Origin of the sequence: Paenibacillus sp. PsM32 (assembly GCF_030433815.1) — a bacterium.
GTDB classification, from domain to species: Bacteria; Bacillota; Bacilli; order Paenibacillales; family Paenibacillaceae; genus Saccharibacillus; species Saccharibacillus kyungheensis.
The window spans coordinates 262,421-285,160 of the sequence record NZ_JARUWY010000004.1; the positions used below are offsets into that span (position 1 = coordinate 262,421).

Consider the following 22,740-nt stretch of genomic DNA (forward strand, 5'->3'; position numbering starts at 1 on the left):
CGTTTTGTGTATGTAAGGAGGGTATCGATCAAGATGAGCAATCAACATCCACGTAGAGATTGTCAGCAACAACATCATCATACTGTGCTAACACCAACTTCTGCTCAGCATTCAGGCAAATATTCACACTTGCCAGTAGCTATCATAGCAATGTTGTTGACGTTGTTATTGATCAGTGGTTGTTCTTCTACTGCACCGACTAATCAATCATCGGCTACCGATTCTTCAACAGCTACGATCACAGAGTCACCGACAACTTCGGATGAAGTTGCTTCTCCAGATAAGATTGTAACTAAAGATCAATCCAATTCTGCGACAGCACCAACAGATAAAGACACCACACCAGCTACCGATTCTCAAGCTTCTACCGGGGCAAAAGAAGCAGACCAGCAGACAACGAAAGACACACAAAAGACGGCTGATCCCAAAGAGAACACGCCTGATGGTGCTTCAACGAAGACAGATACCAACAAAGACCAATCATCGACTTCAACTAGCACACCATCGACCAGTAACACCAAAGAAAAATCCAGTTCGACATCTAGTGATTCAGATACTCAATTATCTCAAAAATCAACAGCAACTTCTGAAGATCAGTCTAAAAGCATTACCAAAGATACATCTACAAAGAGCACCAAAGACAACACCAAAACAACAATAAAAGATTCCAAACCATCAACCAGTACATCCAAACCATCTAGCAATACAGCTAAAGATTCAGGTACAACAGCAACGCCTACAACACCATCAGCACCTAAGCCACAACCTCAAGCGTCTACAGTTACATTATCTATTACAGGCGACAGTAACATACTGGGATCTACCTCTGTGCCAGTAGAAGCAGGAGAAAGCGCGCTGGATTTACTGAAGCGTGTAACCCGTAGCAAAGGAATACCTATGGAGTATCAAGGGTCTAGTGGGTTCGCTTATGTAGAAGGAATCGATAATCTGTATGAATTTGACGAAGGGCCTACCAGTGGATGGATGTTCAAAGTTAATGGCAATTTTCCAAATATGAGCGCAGGCGCATACAAAGTGCAAGCGGGAGATCAGATTGACTGGTTGTATACGACTGATCTTGGAAAAGATGTAGGAGCCAAAAATTGAACAGCGGATTTCGTGCTCTGCATCCCATCACATTGTTTTTGTTTTATGGAGGATTGTTATTGAGCGGGATGTTGTTATTTCATCCTGTCTTTTTGCTGACAGGTATCATCTTGCTGATTGTGTTAATTAGTATACAAAAGCATGCAGGTACTATCGTGCGTATGTTGCCTTTTTATCTGCTGATCGGTATAGCGATTGTAGTGATTAATCCATTGATTTCACACCGAGGTCGACATATTTTATTTTACTTTATGGATCAGCCGATTACGTTGGAATCCGTATTGTATGGCGTCACTATGTTGTTATCGCTCACGCTTATTCTGCTGACCAGTCTATCGTATAACTATAATGTAACGACTGATAAATTTATGTATTTGTTTGCCAGACTTGTGCCTCAAAGTGCACTGGTAGTGATGATGGCATTACGATTTGTGCCATTATTGCGCCGAAGATTAACTCAGATTACGCTGGTGCAACGTACACGTGGAATCAGCGTTCATGAAGGATCGCTCACCAAGCGTATGAGAGATGGAATGACTCTTGTCAAAGTACTGCTAGTCTGGTCACTAGAAGAAGCGCTACAAAGTGCAGACTCGATGAAAGCACGCGGATATGGTACAACCAAGCGTACAGCGTATGCAGTCCATCGTATGGATCGCAGAGATCGCTGGTTAACCGGATGTCTGTCTGTGTTGATTATCGTTATTATGATCGGTGGGGCGCTTGGCTGGGGACGAGCTGTCATCTATCCGCGTATGCAGTCCATGGTATTTAGTATGCAAGATTGGATACTATACTTATGCTTTGGTCTGTATCTGCTGATTCCAGTGATTATAGAAGGAAAGGAATGGATATCATGGAAATACTCCAAGTAAATCAACTTTCTTTTGCTTATCCTGACGAGCAACATCAGGTATTAAGTGATATTCATTTCACTGTCCATGCAGGAGATTTTGTTGTATTGTGCGGAGCGTCAGGCTGTGGCAAAACGACATTGTTACGCCAGCTCAAGCCTGAATTAACGCCTGTCGGTCAAATCGGCGGTACGATCTATTATAACGGCAATATGTTAAATGAATTACCAGCACATCAGTCAGCGCAAGAGATCGGGATGGTTTTTCAAAATCCAGATAACAGTATTGTGATGGATGTAGTCTGGCATGAACTATCATTTGGGATGGAAAATTTGGGCTATTCTCTTCCAGTGATGCGCAGTCGATTAGCAGAAATTGCGCAGTTTTTTGGATTAGAGCCTTTATTATACAAGCCAATTCACGAATTATCGGGCGGGCAAAAGCAACTGCTTAATCTAGCTTCTGTGTTGCTGTTACAACCGAAATTACTGTTATTGGATGAACCGACTTCACAACTTGATCCGGTAGCGGCACGTGAATTCATTTCGATGGTCTACCGATTGAATCGAGAATTTTCAACAACTGTTATTATTAGTGAACATCGCTTAGAAGAAGTCATTCCTTTAGCGGATCAGATGATTCTGTTGGAAAAAGGGAAGTTGAAATACAGCGGCTCTCCTCGTGAAGTGAGTGAACAGATACAGCGTCATGATCCCGATGATTTTAAATATTTGCCTTCGGTTACACAGTTATTCTGGACGATGCATAACAAGCAAATAACCGAAAAGGTTCCTGCTCTATCTGCTGTTCCTTTTACAGTACGTGAAGGAAAGCAGTGGTTACAGACGTTGGACTGGGATCGCTCTTTGGCGGACACGATAGCACCATTAGCTGATTCAGCACCGCTTACGACTTCTTTTGCCAAAGAACAGATATTGCTAGAATGTCGTGAAGTCACTTTTCAATATGAGAAGAAAAGTGATGAAGTGTTGAAAAAGTTAGATTTGCAGATTGTTCAGGGAGAAATGTTAGCGATTCTAGGAGGCAATGGAGCAGGCAAATCGACATTACTTCAATTGCTAGCAGGGTTACTTCAACCACGAAGAGGAACAATCAAAAAAGCCAATAAGCTAAACATCGGCTATCTTGCGCAAAATCCATTGCTGTATTTCAGTCATGACACAGTTGCTGAAGAATTATCAACAGCGGCTCAACATGCAGGTATTGCAGAACCAGAGATTGCGATTGCGAAGCTGATGAAGCAACTACAATTAGAAGGATTAGAACAGAAGCATCCGCATGATATTAGTGGTGGACAACAGCAGAAAACAGCCTTAGCGATTGTGTTACTGCTCAATCCAGATATTTTGCTATTAGACGAGCCTACCAAAGGACTTGATCCACTTGCCAAAATCGCTCTAGCCCAGCAATTACTAGAGCTTCGTCAAGCCGGACATACGATTGTGATCGTGACGCATGATGTAGAATTTGCAGCAAGTTATAGCAGTCGTTGTGCGATGTTATTTGATGGCATGATTACTACGACAGATATACCTTCGATCTTTTTTAGCGAAAATGTATTTTATACGACAGCCGTTAATCGGGTTGTACGTGATTGGTTACCGGGTGTACTCACCGCAGAGGAGGTACTGGATGTATGGCGCGTTCCCGCCTCTGGCTTATGATTGCAGTAGGTCTAAGTATTTTAATATTAGCATTGTCTAATGCAGTGCTGAGTGATCATTATATGTTGTTAAGTTTTGTATTGTTATTGGCGGTGATGTTGCCGTTATTTGTCCGCTTTGAACGGCGTAAGCTTGAAGCGCGTGAATTGGTTCTGCTGGCGATGTTAGCGGCGATTGCAGCAGTCAGCCGGATTCCTTTTGCCGCTTTACCCAGTGTGAAGCCTGTATCGGCAATCGTCATTCTGTCGGCACTCGTATTTGGCTCTGAAGCAGGCTTTATTGTGGGCGCGATGGCGGCACTTGTATCGAATATCTATTTTGGGCAAGGCCCGTGGACACCGTGGCAGATGTTTGCATGGGGGATGATGGGCGTAAGTGCAGGCTTACTTCGTCAGACATGGTGGATGAAAAAGCGACTCGGCTTACTTGCATTCGGGCTGATCTGGGGCTTTTTATTTGGCTGGATTATGAATCTGTGGGTCGTGATCGATCTTGCCGTTGCTTTGGAATGGAAAGCCGTGTTAGCAGTATATGTACAAAGCTTTTATTTTGATCTAGCTCATGCGTTATCGAATGTCTTTTTCCTTGCGATTCTGGCAGGTGGATGGATCAAAGTATTAGAACGTTTTCGCAAAAAATACGGGTTACTGGATAGCGGTTAAAAACGAGAGAAGAGTGCATTTGTACTTCTTCTCTATTTTTTTGTATCTTTTGCGGATTAGGGCGAACTTATAGAGTGCATATGGTATAGTTATTCCATACGTAGTGAACATTTGGAAGCCTTGTGTCCATTGCGACTGCACCTTTGATTGTGCTATAAAGGATGTAGCTCAGATTTTTGTCTGACGATCCATTTAAAAATACATGCAGTTATATAAAAGGAGCCTTTATACATGTCCACGGAAATGAATACACACGAAATTATTAACTTGATCAAAACGAGCAAAAAGAAAACTCCAGTCAAAGTATACCTTAAAGGTGAATTGGACAGCATTACATTCCCTGAAGACGTACAGACATTTATCACTGGCAACACAGGTGTTATTTTCGGCGATTGGGCAGATATTCAAGGCGTTTTGACTGAAAATGCAAGCAAAATTGCAGATCAAGTGATCGAAAGCGATCGTCGTAACTCTGCGATTCCTTTGTTAGATATGAAAAACATCAATGCACGTATTGAGCCAGGCGCATTTATTCGTGAAATGGTATCTATCGGCGACAACGCTGTTATTATGATGGGCGCTGTTATCAATATCGGTGTTGTGATCGGTGAAGGTACAATGATCGATATGGGTGCTGTTCTAGGTGGACGTGTACAAGTCGGTAAAATGTGTCATATCGGAGCAGGTTCTGTTCTTGCTGGCGTCATTGAACCACCTTCTGCTCAACCTGTAACGGTTGAAGATGATGTATTGATCGGTGCTAATGTGGTTGTACTTGAAGGCGTACGTATCGGTGAAGGTGCTGTTGTAGCGGCTGGCGCTGTGGTAACGCAAGACGTACCTCCTTTCTCTGTTGTAGCAGGTACTCCAGCACGTGTAATCAAGCAAGTAGACGACAAAACAAAGTCTAAAACAGAAATTTTGCAAGATCTACGTACACTGTAATTGATAATTAGGTATAACTATATATTTCGATCTGGAGACCCCGCACATGCTGGGTCTTTCTTTCATCCTTTGAGCTTGGTGTTGAGTTTGTTTTTAGTGCTACTTTGGATGGTACACTGACGCTATGTAGTATAACTATTCGTATAGAATGAGAAAGAAAAAGGAGATTCAGATGACTACTTTTACTCAGATTCGGCGTGATCTTCATCGTATTCCTGAACCAGGATTTCAAGAATTCAAAACGCAACAGTATTTGCTTGATTATATCGCTACTCTTCCACAAAACCATTTGGAAATTCGCACATGGCGTACAGGGATTCTAGTCTATATTCATGGCAGTGCACCGAAGCGCCGTTTTGGTTATCGTGCCGATATGGATGGATTGCCAATTGTCGAGCAGACGTCTTACGATTTTCAAAGTGAACATGAAGGATATATGCACGCTTGTGGACACGATCTACATATGACGATTGGACTCGGCGTATTGACTCATTTTGCAAATCATCAAATGACCGACGATCTTGTGGTTATTTTCCAACCAGCAGAAGAAGGGCCGGGCGGAGCCAAACCGATGTTAGCCAGTGCAGAATTAGCCGATTGGATGCCAGATCAGATGATCGGACTTCATGTGGCACCTGAATATCCTGTCGGTACGATCGCGACACGTGCAGGAATTTTATTTGCCAATACATCTGAATTGTTTATCGATCTGATCGGTACAGGAGGACATGCCGCTTATCCGCACAAAGCCAATGATATGGTCGTTGCAGGCTGTCAATTGGTGGGACAGTTGCAGACGATTATCGCCCGTAATATCAATCCGTTAGACTCGGCTGTTGTGACGATTGGTAAAGTAGAAGGCGGTACCAAGCAAAATATTATCGCCGAGCGTGCCCGTCTGGAAGGCACAATTCGTACACTGTCAGCCGATACGATGGTCGCTGTCAAATCTCGTATAGAAGCACTGGTCAAAGGAATCGAAGCAGGATTTGAATGTCAGGCAGAGATTGATTGGGGCTCCAATTACTTGCAAGTGTTTAACGAAGCGACTTTAACTCATGAATTTATGGATTGGTTAGGACAACGTTCTGATGTAAATCTAGTAGAATGTACAGAAGCGATGACCGGCGAAGATTTTGGTTATTTTCTGGATCACATTCCGGGATTTATGTTCTGGTTAGGTGTGGACACGCCTTATGGATTGCATCATGCAAAGCTTGAGCCGAGTGAAGATGCGATTGACGTAGCGATCACGACGATTACTGATTATTTGAGCTGGAAATCAGTGCAGTAAGCGGTGTAAGGTTAGCTTATAGGGTAGAGTGAAAGATAGAGGATGTGAAAGATAGTGGCACGTACGAAAGCTTTTGATACGACTATCGTGTTGCATCGAGCGATGAAGACGTTTGGCAGTCGGGGATATGAAGGAACGACTTTACCTGATCTGTTGCAAGAATTAGGGATTGCTCGTCAGAGTCTATATGATACGTATGGAACCAAGCGTGATCTATTTATTCTTGCGGTTAAGCACTATATGGATCATAAAACAGCAGATTTATTATCATTGCTAGAGCAATCTGGTGAAGTCTTGCCATTAATCGAGCAGATTTTTCAAAAGATGATTAGTGTACTGACTGATAACGAATTAGCTCAAGAATGTTTTATTATCGCAAGTGCTATAGAATATGCTCCACATGATACAGAATTACATCAATATTTGCAGGATAATAACGCACAGATTGAAGCAGGATTTTACCGTTTATTAGAACGTGCTGTAGAGCAAGGAGAATTGGGGTCAGAGGTGAATTTGACTGCAATGGCACAGTATCTAGTCCATGAACGAACAGCACTGATTTTTACGACCAAGTTGGGTGCCGATCAGGCTAAATTGAACACAATTACAGAGATCGCATTATCCGTATTATATGCAAAAAGGCAGCATTAAGCGCTGCCTTTTGTTGTATTTACAAATAAATGTCGATGATCCTCAATATATTGGCGGAATGATCTTGGGGGTCTCCCTGTGACACGCTCAACACTATCGCTTACCTGATCTTCGATCCCTTCTACAGCAATTCGTGTATCCAAATGAGCTAGAAAACTAGCATAATCTGGTGCGATTCCAGCCCCTATCAATTGCTGTTGCAACTCTGATTCACTGGTGGCATGATACGTAATCGGTACGCCTGTCACTTCTGTAATTATAGTCGCTACTTCCTCATAAGTGAGTGATTGAGGACCTGTAATCAGATGTTCAGTATTATGAGGAGTGATATCTGTTAATGCTTTTACAGCAACAGCCGCGATATCATCAGCATCGACAAATCCAATTTTCCCTTCATGTGTAGCGCTAGCAATTATTCTATGTTGGTGAATCAAGTCGGCTTGCTGTGCTTCGGTAAAATTTTGCATAAAATAAGAAGGTCGTAATACTGCCCACTGCGGTACGTGTTCACTGATCCATCCATGTAAATATCCAAAAACAGGTTCATCGATATGGATCGAGGCACTGGATAGTAACACAACCCGTTGGATACCTTGAGCAAGGGCAAGCTCGATAAAAGGAACAACGGGTTGTTCAGGATGCATCGTGACAGGAATCACCACATAGATGGCATCAATTCCCTGCAAAGCTTGTGCATACGTAGACGAATCATGCCAATCAAAAAGCACATGTTCGGCGTGAGGATGTTGCAATGAAGAAGGTCTCCTACCTGCTGTACGAACGTGATAACCCTCTGTCAGAAGAAGAGATGTAATACGAGAAGACGTTTTACCTTGTCCACCAGTAACTAAAATTCGATCAATAGATTTCATAATATACTCCTTTATAATGCTATTCAGATAGTAAATAAAAATGGCACAAGATTAAGATACTTGAAGAGGATTCCAATAATCTTGATAACGGGTAATTTGCCCATTTGCTGTAGTGACTACTGAGATATAGTCTTGCTCATAAGGTAAGCCTGTAGCAACAAAAGTACCCACACCTTGAAATTGAGCAATAAAGGTAGAAGTATCCGCAGAAATATGAATCACTGGAGTAGTGAAATGAGTAAAAGCGATCATTCCTTTTAACGATTCGAGATGTTGTCGTAGAGCATCAATGCCATCCAATTGCTTGGCATATTCCTCAGGTGCATACGGGAATTGAAAGACTATATCCTGACTAAAAAGACTAAGGAATAAATCAATATCCTCATTTAGCATCGCTTGACTAAACGTATTCATCATCTGTGTAGCTTGTTCAAGATAAGCCTCAATAGATAATGTTGAAGATTCATGTAGAGATTGATTTTCCATAGGGGTACCTGCCTTTCGAATGAGTGAATGTAGTTAATAAATTGGCTCAAATTCAGAAGCGATACATTTACTATAATCATTCCGGACTAATTAGTCAATAATATTCGGAATGATTGGTCTGGAATTATTTTAAAAGATAAATACATCGCATGATTATGGGTTACGTTTTATTGATATACACTAGATATACAAGATTTATTTAAAAAATAAACAAAATATTCCTCTTTCCAGCATAAATATACACTGCCTATCCAAATGGCATTATTTTTCACCTAACAACGTGCTTTTTAACGGTGATAGACTACCGAAATAGCAGAGGACAGTAACTTAAAAAAGCTTTGACTTGTCAAGGTTTTATCGCTTACAATACTCATTTGTTAGGGTTGGATAAAAGGGGAGTATAAATAGATGAAAAAAAGGATTATTGATATTGCTTTTATAGCACTGGGTGCATTTATTTTTGCGTTAGCAATTAACTTATTTGTAATACCGAATGAACTGGGTGAAGGTGGCGTAACCGGGGTTACGATTATCTTATTTTATGTATGGCAATTGTCACCTGGACTGATGAACTTGGTGATTAATGCGTTTCTATTGATTATTGGTTACAAATTTCTGGATAAAACGACGACGATCTATACGATTCTGGCAGTTGCTTTTAACTCATTTTTCCTTCATCTGACCGCAGACTGGCGGATCGATTCGAGTGAAATTATGATTAATACGATATTCGGTGGATTGTTTACAGGTGTAGGGATCGGGCTGATTATTCGAGCAGGTGGTACAACAGCAGGAACAGTGATTCTGGCGCGGATTGCGAACAAATATCTGGACTGGAATATTAGTTATGGGTTGCTCTTCTTCGATCTGATTGTAGCTTTCTCGTCTTACTTTATTATCGGGGCACAAAGCCTGATGTTAACGATTGTGATGTTGTATATTGGTACCAAAACGATGGACTTTATTATTGAAGGATTGAATCCGAAAAAAGCTGTGATGATCATTTCCGCACAGCAAGATAAGATCGCGGAAAAAGTCATTACAGTGATGGATCGCGGAGTGACGGTATTATCCGGTCATGGATATTATACAAAGACACCGAAAGAAGTACTGTATATCGTGATTAGCAAGCAAGAAGTATCGGTACTCAAAAAGATCGTCAAAGCGGCTGATCCTAATGCCTTTATCACCATTCATGATGTACGGGATGTATTTGGTGAAGGGTTCCTTGAATTATCTAAATAATGCTCGGTGATATGCAACAAGCGATAGCCAATAGCCAATCACAAAGCACAACTAAAAAGCCTTACCGTCTATGCAATCATAGAAGCGGTAAGGCTTTTTTTGTACTAATCGTATTCAAATTAGATCATAATAGCTGTTATTCTACAGTATCGTTATCAGTGCTTGCTGTAGCGTGAGACGCTGATGGACTAGCTACCGAATCGGTTGTTTTGAAGCGGTGAATTTCTTGTTGTAAATTTTCTGCCAATGAAGCTAGAGCGTGAGCGGAGGCAGTGATTTCTTCCATTGCTGCTAATTGCTCTTCTGCTGAAGCCGCAATCTCATGGGTAGAAGCAGTATTTACATTGGAAATTTCACTGATCTCATGTACCGATTGAGCGACTTCTACAGCATTGCCGTTCACTTCTTGCACTAACGTATTCATTTCAGTCAGACTTGAAGAAATCTGATGTGATGATGTACGTAGCTGTTGGAACTGATCGGCTGCTTGTTGAACCGTCATCATCCCTTCAGCAACAGAACCATGAATATCGGTAAAGGTAGACAATGAACGCCCAATCTCGTCTGTAATTTCTTTCAACAGATTCTCGATATGTTGAGAAGAAGAACGGGATTGCTCGGCTAACTTCTGCACTTCACCTGCAACGACATTGAATCCTTTGCCATGTTCGCCTGCGCGCGCTGCTTCGATTGCCGCATTAAGAGACAATAGATTGGTCTGTTTGGCAATATCATTGATTGTTTGTAAAATAACCGAAATTTCTTCGGATTTGCGAGAAAGGTTCGTGACTACTTCATTCGCTTGATGCACCGATTGATCAATATGCTGAATCTGACCTACCGTTTGTTGCATTAAGCGGTCTCCACTATCTGCTAAATAATTCGATGATTCAGACAATGAAAGTAATGAGTTCGAATTGGTTTTGACCGTTTGTAACCAATTGGCGACTTGAGTTAATTGCTCTGCGCTTTGATTTACATTTTTATTTTGACGTTCATTACCGACCGAGAATTGTTCGATCGCTGTCGTAATCTGTACGGTTGCATGGCTAGTTTGTTCTGAACTTGCATTCAATTGCTCTGAAGAAGAGACAACGTCACTGACGGAATCGTTAATAGAGTGGATCAATGAACTTAGCGATGCGTTCATATTGTTAAAGGTATGCGACAATCTGCCAATCTCGTCTTTGCTACGGTCTACGATATGGTGTGTTAGGTCGCCATCACTAATCGCTTCAGCTACAACGACAATATTACTTAGACGCTTGGTAATAGAGCGAGTAACCAGTGCAACCACAATACCACCTACAATAAGAGAAAGTAATAGAACAATCACCATTTTGTATAAGATAGGTTGTGTTGCTTCATTGATTTCATTTTGATAAAAACTACCTGCAATCCGCCATCCAGTCAGATCACTGGTCGTATAGACTAATTCTTTTTGTTTATCTTGATAAAGATAGGTATAGCTACCTTTGGCATCTGGACGAGCCATCAATTCTTCGGAAGAAGCATTTTTCTGTCCAATTGCTGTAGGATGGGAAATAAAGTTGCTGTCTTTCCCTACGATAAAAGCATATCCTTCTTTACCGATTTTGACTGTTGCTGTTGTTGCTTGTAATGCTTCTAGATTAATATCTAATCCGATAACTCCGCTTTGATCTGCTGTTTGCTTAGCAATCGTAACGGTTAACTTCTTGGTAGAAGCAGAAATGTAAGGATTCGTAATAATAGCTTTTCCAGGTGAAGTCAAAGCTTGCTTGTACCAGTCACGTTCACGAGGATCGTATCCGGCAGGATTAGGTTTGTCAGAAGAAGTAAAAAATTGACCTGTCGTATTTCCTACATACAGTGATTCTATTTTTTTGAGAGAAGTAGAATAACTTCTAAATCCGTTCACAAGAGCATCTCTATCTGCATAATTAGCTTGAGCTACCTGACTGGCGAAATAATCAACAATATCTATATTTTGCTGCATTTCAGTATTGACGGTTGAATTCAATGTTTCGACGCTCGAAGAAGCGCTATTGAGCATTTCATTACTTAGCGTTTTTTGAGCTAACCAATACGAAGTGAAGCTAGAAGTACCCAAAGCTAAAATCATCACAATAAAGAAAGAAATGATTAATTTACTGCCAATCGTTTGACATTTCAAAAATTGTTTAATATTTTTCATAACTCCACTCCTAATAATATCTGCATATTTATTCTTATACTAACATCGGCAAATATCGCTTAAAGAAATAGAGTAGAGCATGAAAATATTAAAGATTTTTCATGAAACTCAAATTTTCATTTCATATCTGTCTGATAGGAGCAACGATTATTACTAAAAAAAGTCGTTTTACATCTGATTATCTCTAATTGTAAACGCAAAAACAGGTACCTCTAGGTGCCAAAATCGCTCCAAAGATACCTGTTTTTATTTATACTGTCTGGTGCATATTATAATTGCTGTATAAACTGTTCCAACCGATCTAATCCTCTGCTCAAAACATCTTGCGAATAAGCATAAGAAATACGAATATATCCTTCTCCGTATTCAGAAAAAGCATCTCCGGGAACAACCGCTAATCCTGCTTCCTCCAATAAACGTAAAGCAAATTCCATCGAACCGATATTCAAATGAGCAATCGAAGGGAACAAATAAAAAGCGCCTTCTGGCTTGGTTAACGTTAGCCCCATAGCGATTAAGCGATCATACACATAATCACGCCGTTGCTGGTATTCTTTTTTCATCGGAAGGGCATCGTCGATGCCTTGTGTAAGTGCTTCGAGTGCAGCATATTGACTCACTGAACTGGCGCAGGTGACATTGTATTGATGCACTTTAAGCATATGTTGAGTCAGCTCAGCAGGAGCAAAAGTAAAGCCGATCCGCCAGCCTGTCATCGAATGAGACTTGGACAATCCGTTAATCACAATCGTTTGGTCACGCATACCATCGAATAAAGCAATCGACTGATGAGGGGTATCATAGATCAATTCACTATAGATTTCATCGGAAATGACAAACACTTCGCGTGCTTGCAATAATGTAGCGATCTCCTGTAATTCTGTACCGCTCATGACCCGTCCAGTAGGGTTAGAAGGATAACCTAAAATAATGGCTTTCGTACGTGTCGATAGATGTTTTTCGATCAAATCGGCAGTTAATTTGAAGTCAGTCGAGCGAGTATCTACATATACAGGAATCCCACCGGATAAGCGAATCAACGGCTCATATCCCGGATAGATTGGCCCGGGCAAAATCACTTCATCTCCCGGTGTAATAATCGTCCGTAGTGTGATATCCAGCGCTTCACTTGCTCCGTTAGTTACAATCACTTCATCATCAGGATTGTAATCTTGCCCGTATTTTTGTCTGACAAAATGTGCTGCTGCACGTCGTAGAGCAGGTAGACCTGCATTGGGCGTATAGACTGTTTTGCCATTATTCATTGCGACTTCAGCCGCGCCAATAATATGTTGAGGTGTAGGAAAGTCAGGTTGTCCAATCGTAAGTGAGATTGCATTCGGATACTGCGCGGCTGCATTAGCAATTTTGCGAATACCGCTAATTTGAATATCTTTGACTGAAGCATTGATTAAATGTTCCATCATTTCGTTCCTTTCTTGAACAATAATATGTATATCATACTCTATCTAAATCATAGACGAAAAGGTTGCCCGCGAACAGCAAAAAGCACCTAATAGAATACTCTATTAGATGCTCTGTGAGATGATTTAATTCAAGGTATACGTATAATGAGCTGAATCGTATTGAGGGCCTGATTTTTCATACGTAAACCAGTATTCGATTTTGGTACCTGCGCTCAGTCCGGTCACACTTTGTTTCCATGTTCCCGAGCTGTTCGTCATACGGTAATTAAGCTGAGTGCCACCATTGATTTTGTAATGAACATCTACATATTTAGCAGTAGTTACAGGCTTAATATTGATACTGATCGCTGTAGCAGATGATTTGGTTACACCTGCTGTATAATCCGCAGTTGTATGATCACCTGTGCCTGTGCCCGGATCAGGTGTAGGTGTTGTTGGATCAGTAGGTGTTGTCGGGTTCCCACCTGTCAGATACTGACCTGTGAACGGGTTGAAATGAGCAAGCGATAAGATCAACCAACCTGTACTGGATACACAGTTCTGTTGCGCCATCACCCAATAGCTATTACTTGTACCTTTAAGAGAATACGGAATACCGCCTAATGAAGCTCCGCTCGTTCCTTGTTTTTTGATAATTTCAGTATTAATCGCATTGGCTTTGGAGACATCGCCTCTCATATAATACGCCAGTGACATAAAGGCTGATCCTTCAAACCATACGTCTGCACCTGTATTACCGATCTGATTGCCATTGTCGTCATAAGCAGGCTTCACTTCATCGGTCCAATCAAAATCATAACCGGTTAATGTATTGCCAGCATCATTATAAGTCAGCGTCTGTTTGTAACGAGGATTCGCCAGTGTACCCGGAACACCGTTAGCATTTTCAACATAATCTAAGCTTGCTCCATAATTATGCGTACCTGTTGTACCCAGTGCTAATACGCCCCATGGATTCACATCAAGTGGGAGTTTAGGATCGATCAGATTGGTATCGTTTTTCCATCCACCGGTAAAGCGTTTGTTAGCATCGTCCCATACTTTAGTATCAAGGAAGCTTTTCACTTTAGTAGCTGCCGCATTATATTTAGCTGCTTTGGTTGAATCGACAGATGCATAATATTGCAATACCCGATAAATATCAATATTGTGCTCGGTAGAGCTCCACGGTTCATTAGAGTTGCTCCAAGCACTCCAACCGCCAGCTACGCCACCATTCGCTTGTTGATACTGTAATGACCAATCCAGTGCTTTGAGCGCCATAGGACGGTAACGAGTATCGTTGTATTGTTTCTCATAAGCCATCGCTGCCATTGCCATCCATACAACAGGGCCTACATGTTCACGAATCTCTTCGCCTGCACCATTGTTGTACCAGTACGAATTGAGCCAGTAGCCTGTAGGATCTTGAATATCTCGCATTTTGTTAAGTACTTTTTCAGCACGACCACGCTCGCCTTTTACGATAAATGCTATCGCGGCTACCGCCTGATCATAAGTATAGACGATCTGTTTCGGATTATTAGGGCCCCAGAAATCTTCGAAACTATCTACTAATCCGTCAAAAGCCAGCCCTGCTGTAGCATCTTGTTGTGTTTCTAACCATGTTAATGCTCGGTTAGAAGCATCACTTGCCGCGTCTGCTCTCACAATGCCTGCTGATGGTAAAGTCGCACCTACAACCAGTACTGCTGTGAGCAACAAGTGAGTGAATTTCTTTTTCATCCATATTCCTCCTCAAGGATAGTAGATAAATGAAGCATAAAATACTAAAAAGGAAGGTTTCACACTCAATTGATCAAAGTTCCAAAACCCACACTTTTTTCCATTATGTAGCATTTATCTCACTCATTTTTACTTATGGAAGCGCTTACGTCAATATGGATAATCAAGGAATTGTAACTAAAATTCTTGAAAAAACAAAACTCCTACTTAGCTTACTGTAGAGTAGGAGTCGCTTGAAAAGGATAAGTGATAGAGACAAGGAATATAGCTATATATAGTAGGAATTTTTAAGGTAAACGAATAATATCCGTCATTACAGTTGTGCCTACAAGTTTGTTTTTGTAGATCGTATTTTTTCCTTGTATCGGTGAAAAACGAATCCCAAAATCACTTTTTCCATTAGAGGTGATCGTATTGTATGTGATTTTGGTAGCAGTAACGGTGTTTTCCAAATCAATGCCACCGCTGTTACCTGCCCAATCATGAATTTTGCCACGTACACGATAATACGCATTGTTCGATAACTGATTATTATGAATCCGTAGATCATAGGAACGAAGAACGATGATTCCAGAAAAGTCAGTCTGGCGAATCGTATTACGCTGAATTCGTGTACGACTACCTACTTGATCGAGTTCTATTCCAAATGAACGGGTATCTTTAATAATGTTATGCTCAATCAGCAATCCTTCGTATAGAGCGGTTGTTGGTACAGGGTGTTCTAGATTAGCAGAAGCACGTATCCCTGATCCTAATGAACGATAGATCTCATTATCCCGAATAATATTGTCATACGCAGGCATCGAATAATGAATACCGACGCCAGGTGAATCGTTGATCAGATTGTTTGACACTTCGCTATTACGGCACATATAAAAAGCGAGTACAGCGTTATGAAGAGTATTATGTTGAACGAGCCCATTTTTTTGTAATGAAAAAGACAATCCGTCGCCTGCATAATGAGAATATACTTCATTGCGCAGAAATTGGTTGCCATCATCAAGTGTTCCTGATTCGACAGCGGCTAGTGTATCCTGACCTGCGGCAACTGAAGGCCCTGCAAAATAAACAGCAAAAATACGTTCTGAACCTTTAAACAAACAATCTTGCACTATTACTTGATTCGCATCGGCAACGACCAGAGTTGCTCCTGCATTATAGGTATACGTATCCAGTGTAAGATTAGAAATATGTACACGATCTGCGCGGATCACTACTAGATCGTTAGGTGCTTGTGCCTGACGAAGAACAACACCATCCCGGGATTGTCCACGTATGCTTGTGTCGTCCAGATCAATTTGAAGCGTAGTGTTTACATCATAGATCCCATTCCGTATATAAATATCAGTAGCTTGCGCTTGAAGGGCTTGCTCAAGAGAGACATAATCCCCTTTTCCAGAAGCATCGACAATACTTTCATCTGGTTCTTTGGAAAGTGATGTAGAAGAGTCTGCATGTGAAAAGATAGCAGGTAAAAAGAATAAGATAAGAACAGAAATCGATAGGATGACCCATCGCTTCATAGAAAGGGTGTGCAGGTTAATTCCTCCTTGTAGATAGAATATTGATGGGGGACTTGAGCATTTGGACAGGTTAAGTCATTGCAAGATAATACAGAAGTAAATCATCATAAAATGCAGAAATACATACAGATTGGGTGCTCGATCAAATAGCGTATAAGGAGAGTACAGGTATGCCTTTAGCAATACGTCATTATAGTATAGTGACTGCACTAACTTGCTTGATCGTAACGATAGGTCTTTTATTGATCGATAAGAATAGTGACCCTTTACTTTTTAATACAAGCGATACAGTATGGATCGGTTTGATCTTTTTTGCGGTTAGTTATTGTTTTGTATGGGTGGGCGGAGCTGTTATTTCTTTTATTGTAAGGCTTTTGACTGATAATGTAATTGCAATTCTGGCTGTTTTCTTTATAATTGCATTGAACCTTTATTTTATAGGGATATGGATAGAGTACTCGGAATGGCAAATAGCACCATTTTATACGATGATATTTGGTCTATTGGATAGCTGGTTAGGTAGAAAACGTCAATTATAAAGTATATCGTAATCCAATCTTGAGAATTGCGGATTGGATTTTATTTATGTTTAGCAGATCGCTATTTAACATAGGGGATACAATACTTTAATCGTTGTGACATCTATTGGTTATAATAAGAGATAGAGGTTATTAAAGGAGGCTGTTATGGGGGACAATACAATTATTCGATTTGACGGAGTATCCAAGCGCTATGAAGATGGAACAGTAGTGCTTGAGAATATAGAGTTTGAAGTAGAACGGGGTAAGTTTTACACGTTACTCGGCCCTTCCGGTTGCGGGAAAACAACGATTTTGCGTATGATCGCTGGCTTTACTGAACCGACAGGAGGTTCGATTTATTTTAACGGTCAGGTCATCAACAAAGTACCTGCAAATAAACGTCAAGTGAATACGGTATTTCAAGATTACGCCCTTTTTCCACATTTGAATGTATTTGAAAATGTAGCTTTCGGATTGCGGATCAAAAAAATGAAAAAAGACGAAGTGACGACCAAAGTCAAAGAAGCTCTGCAATTCGTCAATCTTGAAGGATATGATCAACGTTCGATCAGTGAAATGTCTGGTGGACAGAAGCAACGGGTAGCGATCGCGCGTGCACTGGTGAATGAACCGGAAGTGCTGTTACTTGATGAACCATTGTCTGCACTGGATCTGAAGTTACGTACAGAAATGCAATATGAACTGCGTGAAATTCAGCAACGTCTAGGGATTACATTTATCTTTGTTACGCATGATCAAGAAGAAGCACTGGCGATGTCTGATGAGATTTTTGTGATGAACAAAGGGAAAATCGAACAAAGTGGTACGCCGAATGATATCTATGATGAGCCAATTAACCGCTTTGTAGCTGATTTTATCGGAGAATCGAATATTGTTCCCGGACGTATGATCGAAGATTTTTTGGTGGAATTTAACGGCAAGCGATTCCACTGTGTCGATCAGGGTCTACGTGATAATGAAAGTATTGAAGTCGTGATTCGTCCGGAAGATCTGGAACTGACTACGGTTGAAAAAGGCAAGCTTAAAGTGCGTGTAGATACCCAATTATTCCGTGGCGTTCACTATGAGATTAGCTGTTATGATGATTCCGGTCATGAATGGTTGGTACATTCGACTCGCAAAGCTGATCCAGGTAGTGAAATCGGGCTTGATTTTGAAGCAGAAGCGATTCATGTTATGCGTTTTGGTGAAAGTGAAGAAGACTTTGATCGTCGCCTTGAAGGTTATGAAGAAGGTGGGGTCTATGCAGGCTAATACACGCAGCATTTATATGCTGCCTTATTATATCTGGATCGTGTTATTTGTTATCGCACCGGTGGTGCTGGTAGGATATTATTCTTTTTTTGATGTCGATGGGAATTTGACGCTTCAGAATTATCGGACATTTTTTACCCCGACTTATTTGCAAATGACGATCAGTTCGTTCTGGTATGCTTTTCTAGTAACATTATTTTCACTATTAGTCGCGTATCCTGCGGCTTATCTGCTGACTCGTACCAAACATCGGCAGTTATGGATTCTGCTGATTATTTTGCCGACATGGATTAATCTATTGCTCAAAACATATGCGTTTATCGGTATTTTTGGAACGTATGGCCCGATTAATGCACTACTGGGTACACTTGGATTCGGTGAGCAACAGTTGTTATTTAATGCGTCTAGTTTTGTATTTGTATCGGTGTATATTTTTATTCCATTTATGATTTTGCCAATTTATAATGCACTGGAAGAAATGAATCCTACTCTGGTATCTGCGGCACGTGATCTAGGCGCATCCGGTTGGGTAACATTTCGACGTGTTATTTTGCCATTAACGATGGCAGGAGTGAAATCTGGCTGTATGGCTGTCTTTATTCCATCACTCTCGCTATTTATGATTACAAGGTTGATAGCAGGGAATAAAGTCATTACGCTCGGTACAGCGATTGAACAGCATTTCCTTGTGACACAGGACTGGGGAATGGGTTCAACAGTAGCGGTAGTCTTAATTATTGCAATGGCTGTGATCATGATTCTAAGTGGCGGCTTCGGCAAGGAGGTACGTCATGACTAACAAAAATGGTTGGGGCAATCTTTATCTTGTATTTGTGTTTGCTCTATTATATGCGCCGATTCTGTATCTGATGTATTATTCGTTCAATAGTGCAGGCAATATGCATGAATTTGAAGGATTTACATGGGAATGGTATGGCGAAGTTTTTCAAGATACAAGGCTGATTATTATTGTGATTAACACATTAGTAATTGCTTTATTATCTTCAACAATTGCAACAATGATCGGGATTATCGGCGCGCTAGCAATCGATCGGATTCGTCGTCGCCGGTTAAAAGATACGGTGTTGTCGCTCAATAATGTATTGATCGTTAGCCCTGATGTTATTATTGGTGCATCATTTCTAATCTTATTTACGATGATCGGCATCAAGTTAGGCTTTGCTTCGGTACTTATCTCGCATATCGCCTTTAGTATTCCGATTACGGTACTGATGATTCTACCGAGATTGCAAGAAATGAGCCCTTCTTTGATTGATGCGGCGCGTGATCTAGGTGCAAGTCGTCGTGATGTACTTAGTAAAGTTATTTTGCCATTTATCAAGCCCGGTATTTTTGCAGGATTTTTTATGGCGTTTACGTATTCGTTAGATGATTTTGCGGTGACCTTTTTTGTAACAGGGAATGGATATTCCACATTATCGGTTGAAATCTATTCTCGTGCTAGACAAGGGGTAGCGTTATCGATCAATGCGTTATCTACATTGATCTTCTTATTCACTGTTATGCTGGTAGTTGGCTACTATATGATTAATCGACGTGCCACGAACAAACCACGCCGCGAAGAACCGATCGCAGTAGGAGGTCCAAGATGAAGACTCTTACCCGAATGTTTCTCAGTATTATGGTGGTAGCGCTGATCTTAATGTACACTGCGTCACGCTTAAATGTGAGCGAAGGTTATTCAAGTGGCAATACGCTGACAATCTACAATTGGGGCGATTATATCGATCCAGATATTCTGGCTCAATTTCAAAAAGAAACCGGTATTACGGTGATCTATCAGACCTTTGATTCCAATGAAGCAATGTTGACGAAGATCGAACAAGGTGGAACAACATTCGATGTAGCGATTCCGTCGGATTATGCGATTTCCAAAATGCGTGAAGAAAATCTGTTGATTCCGCTCGATCATAGCAAATTGCCAAATTTGAAAAATATCGATCCTAAATTTATGAATCAATCGTTCGATCCAGACAATAAATATTCTGCACCTTACTTCTGGGGAACGGTAGGGATTGTCTATAATCCGAATCTAGCTCAAGGGATCAAGTTCGATAGCTGGGACGATCTCTGGAATCCGAAGCTACGTAACAATGTACTGCTCACCGATGGTGCCCGCGAAGTGATCGGGATGTCGCTCAACAGTCTGGGATATTCGCTGAATGATACCAATGAGCAACATTTACAACAAGCGTTAAACAAGCTCAAAACGTTAACTCCTAATGTCAAAGCGATAGTCGGGGATGAAATTAAAATGTTACTAGCGAATAATGAAGCGGCAGCAGGATTGGTCTTTTCCGGTGATGCTTCTGAGATTATGAGCGAAAATGATCAATTGGATTTTGTCGTTCCCAAAGAAGGTACGAATCTATGGTTCGATAATATGGTAATTCCCAAAACAGCCGCCAATGTCGATGCCGCTCATAAATTTATCAACTTTATGCTTGATCCCAAAGTTGCCGAGCAAAATACAGAGTATGTCGGTTATTCGACTCCGAATGCCGAAGCACTCAAATTATTGCCGGAAGACATCTCTGGCGATGAACGCTTTTACCCGCCACAAGAGCTGACTGATAAGCTTGAAGTGTATGATAATCTGGGGAAAAAGATGTTGGTGCATTATAATGAGCTATTTTTACAGTTTAAAATGAATAAGTGATCTGAGATGTAGTAAGCAAGCTGTCCTCTATAAAGGGCAGCTTTTTTTGTGGTTGGCAAAATAAAGAAAAATATAAGAAAAGCGAATACCTTGAAAATACAAACTATAAATCTTAATTTCACACATTGTTAAAAGTAAGCGCTAACATCATAATAAAGTCATAAACAGTACGTTTTGTACAAATTATCCATTGAGGGGGATATTAAAAGATATGAAAATGCCAAGTAAAACAGTAGCTCTGTTATTAGCAGGAGCAATGGCGTTCGGACTTGCAGGTTGTGGGAACAGCGATTCAAGTTCAAGCGGTTCAGGAGCAAGTGGAAATAGCGGTGACAAAACAAAAATCACATTCCAAAATATTTATCCTGATCCAACCACACCAACGTACAAAATGATTCACCAGATCGTTGATCAATATGAGAAAGAACATCCAAATATTGATATCGAACTGGATACACTAAATACAGATCAACAAAAACTCAAACTTAAAACACAGGCTGCTTCGAAAGAAATTCCTGATATCACGATTGTGAATCCAGCAGCTCAGATGAAACCGTATATCGATGCAGGCTTGCTTGCTCCATTAAACGATGTCATTGACAAAGGCGGTCTAAAAGATACATATCAAGAAGGACTGCTTGATTATTACAGCAAAGATGGAAAAGTGTACGCTCTTCCAGATGGTAATAATATCGAAGTTGGATTTTATAACAAAGCTCTATTTGCCAAAGCAGGTATTGCTGCTCCACCAACAACATTTGATGAGCTATTAGCTGATGTGAAAAAGCTTAAAGATGCAGGTATCACACCTATCGCGATCGGTGAAAAAGATTCATGGACAGGTTCATTCCTATTTATGAACATCTTGCTTCGCACTAACGGTGGTCCTGGATTCTTACAAGATGTAGCTGATGGCAAAAAGACATTTAATGATCCTGCCTTTGTCGAAGCTGTCGATGCTTTCCAAAAATTAGTTCAAGCCGGAGCTTTCCCTGAAGGAGCAACATCGATTGATGCTACAGCAGGCGGTAATATGTTCCGTACAGGTCAAGCAGCGATGTTCTTTATCGGTACATGGGAGACTGGTGCGAATGATGGTTCAACAGTAGGTAAAGACGTGAGCGTATTCAAATTCCCAACAGTCAATGGCAAAGGAAATCCAGATGAGTTCATGCTTGCTCCAGGTAGTGCATTTGCCGTATCTGCGAACAGCGAACATTTACAAGAAACGAAAGATTTCTTAAACTACTTTGCACTGAACTTACCTAAAGTATCATTTGAATTGAAAAATGCAGTTGGTCTAGGTCAAAAAGTAGACGGTGACTTCAAAGCGGCTGGATATTCTCCACTAGCGATTGATGTACTTGATCTGTTCAAAAATGTAAAAGGTGGCGATCTGTCATTCGATAACACGATGAATCCAGCGGTATCTCAAGTACATTTGAGCAGTATTCAAAGTCTATTTGTACAACAAGTTGATCCAAAACAAATTGCACAAGAGCACCAAGCTGCATTTGAAGCGAATCCTTAAATCAACATAGAGACGGATATGTAGCAGCGAGGGGGCGTCAACAGCGTCCCCTTCGCTATGAGTAGAATAAGGCTAAAGAGA

At 40.9% G+C, this 22,740-nt stretch carries 20 protein-coding genes; 14 read left to right on the forward strand and 6 right to left on the reverse strand.

The window, feature by feature from the left end; all coding sequences use genetic code 11:
• The first annotated feature begins 33 nt into the window (after positions 1–33).
• From QCD85_RS11230 to QCD85_RS11260, 7 genes are all read left to right on the forward strand, one after another.
• Positions 34–1,107, forward strand: a complete 1,074-nt coding sequence (locus QCD85_RS11230; RefSeq protein ID WP_301262648.1) for a DUF4430 domain-containing protein — start codon at positions 34–36, stop codon at positions 1,105–1,107.
• Complete coding sequence (locus tag QCD85_RS11235; RefSeq protein ID WP_301262649.1) at positions 1,104–1,982, forward strand: energy-coupling factor transporter transmembrane component T; 879 nt, start codon at positions 1,104–1,106, stop codon at positions 1,980–1,982. The genes QCD85_RS11230 and QCD85_RS11235 overlap by 4 nt, the downstream gene beginning before the upstream one ends.
• Positions 1,964–3,646, forward strand: a complete 1,683-nt coding sequence (locus QCD85_RS11240) for an ABC transporter ATP-binding protein (protein ID WP_301262650.1) — start codon at positions 1,964–1,966, stop codon at positions 3,644–3,646. The genes QCD85_RS11235 and QCD85_RS11240 overlap by 19 nt, the downstream gene beginning before the upstream one ends.
• On the forward strand, positions 3,619–4,308 hold the full coding sequence (locus QCD85_RS11245) for an ECF transporter S component (RefSeq protein WP_301262651.1): 690 nt from the start codon (positions 3,619–3,621) through the stop codon (positions 4,306–4,308). Before QCD85_RS11240 ends, QCD85_RS11245 begins: the two co-directional genes overlap by 28 nt.
• Positions 4,309–4,539: 231 nt before the next feature.
• Positions 4,540–5,253, forward strand: coding sequence for a 2,3,4,5-tetrahydropyridine-2,6-dicarboxylate N-acetyltransferase (dapD, locus tag QCD85_RS11250; RefSeq protein ID WP_204825966.1), 714 nt, complete (start codon positions 4,540–4,542; stop codon positions 5,251–5,253).
• 172 nt (positions 5,254–5,425) lie between these two features.
• Entirely contained in the window at positions 5,426–6,547 is a 1,122-nt protein-coding gene (locus QCD85_RS11255; RefSeq protein ID WP_301262652.1) for an N-acetyldiaminopimelate deacetylase, read from the forward strand.
• 54 nt (positions 6,548–6,601) lie between these two features.
• A complete protein-coding gene (locus QCD85_RS11260) occupies positions 6,602–7,198 on the forward strand; it encodes a TetR/AcrR family transcriptional regulator (RefSeq protein WP_301262653.1) in 597 nt (198 codons plus the stop codon).
• Here the strand turns inward: QCD85_RS11260 and QCD85_RS11265 are convergent.
• On the reverse strand, positions 7,195–8,070 hold the full coding sequence (locus tag QCD85_RS11265; protein WP_301262654.1) for an NmrA family NAD(P)-binding protein: 876 nt from the start codon (positions 8,068–8,070) through the stop codon (positions 7,195–7,197). The genes QCD85_RS11260 and QCD85_RS11265 overlap by 4 nt on opposite strands.
• A 51-nt stretch (positions 8,071–8,121) precedes the next feature.
• Positions 8,122–8,556 (reverse strand): nuclear transport factor 2 family protein, encoded by a 435-nt coding sequence (locus tag QCD85_RS11270; RefSeq protein ID WP_301262655.1) that lies wholly within the window; start codon positions 8,554–8,556, stop codon positions 8,122–8,124.
• A 408-nt stretch (positions 8,557–8,964) separates the two neighbouring features.
• Here QCD85_RS11270 and QCD85_RS11275 point away from each other — a divergent pair, with 408 nt between their 5' ends.
• The gene (locus QCD85_RS11275) at positions 8,965–9,801 is read left to right on the forward strand and encodes a YitT family protein (protein ID WP_273614081.1); all 837 of its coding nucleotides are present in this window, start codon (positions 8,965–8,967) and stop codon (positions 9,799–9,801) included.
• Positions 9,802–9,937: 136 nt separating this feature from the next.
• On the opposite strand, the gene QCD85_RS11280 is transcribed toward QCD85_RS11275, so the two are convergent.
• The 4 genes from QCD85_RS11280 to QCD85_RS11295 all read right to left on the reverse strand — a co-directional run bounded on the left by QCD85_RS11280 (position 9,938) and on the right by QCD85_RS11295 (position 16,652).
• Positions 9,938–11,977, reverse strand: coding sequence for a methyl-accepting chemotaxis protein (locus tag QCD85_RS11280; RefSeq protein ID WP_301262656.1), 2,040 nt, complete (start codon positions 11,975–11,977; stop codon positions 9,938–9,940).
• A 269-nt stretch (positions 11,978–12,246) separates the two neighbouring features.
• Entirely contained in the window at positions 12,247–13,401 is a 1,155-nt protein-coding gene (locus QCD85_RS11285) for an aminotransferase A (RefSeq protein ID WP_301262657.1), read from the reverse strand.
• A 126-nt stretch (positions 13,402–13,527) separates the two neighbouring features.
• The gene (locus QCD85_RS11290) at positions 13,528–15,129 is read right to left on the reverse strand and encodes a hypothetical protein (protein WP_301262658.1); all 1,602 of its coding nucleotides are present in this window, start codon (positions 15,127–15,129) and stop codon (positions 13,528–13,530) included.
• A 287-nt stretch (positions 15,130–15,416) separates the two neighbouring features.
• Positions 15,417–16,652, reverse strand: coding sequence for a right-handed parallel beta-helix repeat-containing protein (locus QCD85_RS11295; protein ID WP_301262659.1), 1,236 nt, complete (start codon positions 16,650–16,652; stop codon positions 15,417–15,419).
• 170 nt (positions 16,653–16,822) lie between these two features.
• Between QCD85_RS11295 and QCD85_RS11300 the strand changes: the two genes are divergently transcribed.
• From QCD85_RS11300 to QCD85_RS11325, 6 genes are all read left to right on the forward strand, one after another.
• The gene (locus tag QCD85_RS11300) at positions 16,823–17,191 is read left to right on the forward strand and encodes a hypothetical protein (protein WP_301262660.1); all 369 of its coding nucleotides are present in this window, start codon (positions 16,823–16,825) and stop codon (positions 17,189–17,191) included.
• Between the two features lie 147 nt (positions 17,192–17,338).
• On the forward strand, positions 17,339–18,448 hold the full coding sequence (locus QCD85_RS11305; protein WP_273614076.1) for an ABC transporter ATP-binding protein: 1,110 nt from the start codon (positions 17,339–17,341) through the stop codon (positions 18,446–18,448).
• On the forward strand, positions 18,438–19,247 hold the full coding sequence (locus QCD85_RS11310; RefSeq protein ID WP_204825978.1) for an ABC transporter permease: 810 nt from the start codon (positions 18,438–18,440) through the stop codon (positions 19,245–19,247). Before QCD85_RS11305 ends, QCD85_RS11310 begins: the two co-directional genes overlap by 11 nt.
• Positions 19,240–20,061 carry an ABC transporter permease gene (locus QCD85_RS11315; protein WP_204825979.1) on the forward strand — a complete coding sequence of 274 codons (822 nt, stop codon included), beginning with the start codon at positions 19,240–19,242 and terminating at the stop codon, positions 20,059–20,061. The genes QCD85_RS11310 and QCD85_RS11315 overlap by 8 nt, the downstream gene beginning before the upstream one ends.
• Positions 20,058–21,128, forward strand: a complete 1,071-nt coding sequence (locus QCD85_RS11320; RefSeq protein ID WP_301262661.1) for an ABC transporter substrate-binding protein — start codon at positions 20,058–20,060, stop codon at positions 21,126–21,128. The genes QCD85_RS11315 and QCD85_RS11320 overlap by 4 nt, the downstream gene beginning before the upstream one ends.
• 211 nt (positions 21,129–21,339) lie before the next feature.
• Positions 21,340–22,659 carry an extracellular solute-binding protein gene (locus tag QCD85_RS11325; RefSeq protein ID WP_301262662.1) on the forward strand — a complete coding sequence of 440 codons (1,320 nt, stop codon included), beginning with the start codon at positions 21,340–21,342 and terminating at the stop codon, positions 22,657–22,659.
• Positions 22,660–22,740 lie beyond the last annotated feature (81 nt).

Coding starts and splice junctions, on each gene's coding strand:
- QCD85_RS11230 (WP_301262648.1), top strand. CDS start 34: ATGAGCAATCAACATCCACGTAGAGATTGTCAGCAACAACATCATCAT.
- QCD85_RS11240 (WP_301262650.1), top strand. CDS start 1,964: ATGGAAATACTCCAAGTAAATCAACTTTCTTTTGCTTATCCTGACGAG.
- QCD85_RS11245 (WP_301262651.1), top strand. CDS start 3,619: ATGGCGCGTTCCCGCCTCTGGCTTATGATTGCAGTAGGTCTAAGTATT.
- dapD (WP_204825966.1), top strand. CDS start 4,540: ATGTCCACGGAAATGAATACACACGAAATTATTAACTTGATCAAAACG.
- QCD85_RS11255 (WP_301262652.1), top strand. CDS start 5,426: ATGACTACTTTTACTCAGATTCGGCGTGATCTTCATCGTATTCCTGAA.
- QCD85_RS11265 (WP_301262654.1), bottom strand. CDS start 8,070: ATGAAATCTATTGATCGAATTTTAGTTACTGGTGGACAAGGTAAAACG.
- QCD85_RS11270 (WP_301262655.1), bottom strand. CDS start 8,556: ATGGAAAATCAATCTCTACATGAATCTTCAACATTATCTATTGAGGCT.
- QCD85_RS11275 (WP_273614081.1), top strand. CDS start 8,965: ATGAAAAAAAGGATTATTGATATTGCTTTTATAGCACTGGGTGCATTT.
- QCD85_RS11280 (WP_301262656.1), bottom strand. CDS start 11,977: ATGAAAAATATTAAACAATTTTTGAAATGTCAAACGATTGGCAGTAAA.
- QCD85_RS11285 (WP_301262657.1), bottom strand. CDS start 13,401: ATGGAACATTTAATCAATGCTTCAGTCAAAGATATTCAAATTAGCGGT.
- QCD85_RS11290 (WP_301262658.1), bottom strand. CDS start 15,129: ATGAAAAAGAAATTCACTCACTTGTTGCTCACAGCAGTACTGGTTGTA.
- QCD85_RS11295 (WP_301262659.1), bottom strand. CDS start 16,652: ATGAAGCGATGGGTCATCCTATCGATTTCTGTTCTTATCTTATTCTTT.
- QCD85_RS11300 (WP_301262660.1), top strand. CDS start 16,823: ATGCCTTTAGCAATACGTCATTATAGTATAGTGACTGCACTAACTTGC.
- QCD85_RS11305 (WP_273614076.1), top strand. CDS start 17,339: ATGGGGGACAATACAATTATTCGATTTGACGGAGTATCCAAGCGCTAT.
- QCD85_RS11310 (WP_204825978.1), top strand. CDS start 18,438: ATGCAGGCTAATACACGCAGCATTTATATGCTGCCTTATTATATCTGG.
- QCD85_RS11315 (WP_204825979.1), top strand. CDS start 19,240: ATGACTAACAAAAATGGTTGGGGCAATCTTTATCTTGTATTTGTGTTT.
- QCD85_RS11320 (WP_301262661.1), top strand. CDS start 20,058: ATGAAGACTCTTACCCGAATGTTTCTCAGTATTATGGTGGTAGCGCTG.
- QCD85_RS11325 (WP_301262662.1), top strand. CDS start 21,340: ATGAAAATGCCAAGTAAAACAGTAGCTCTGTTATTAGCAGGAGCAATG.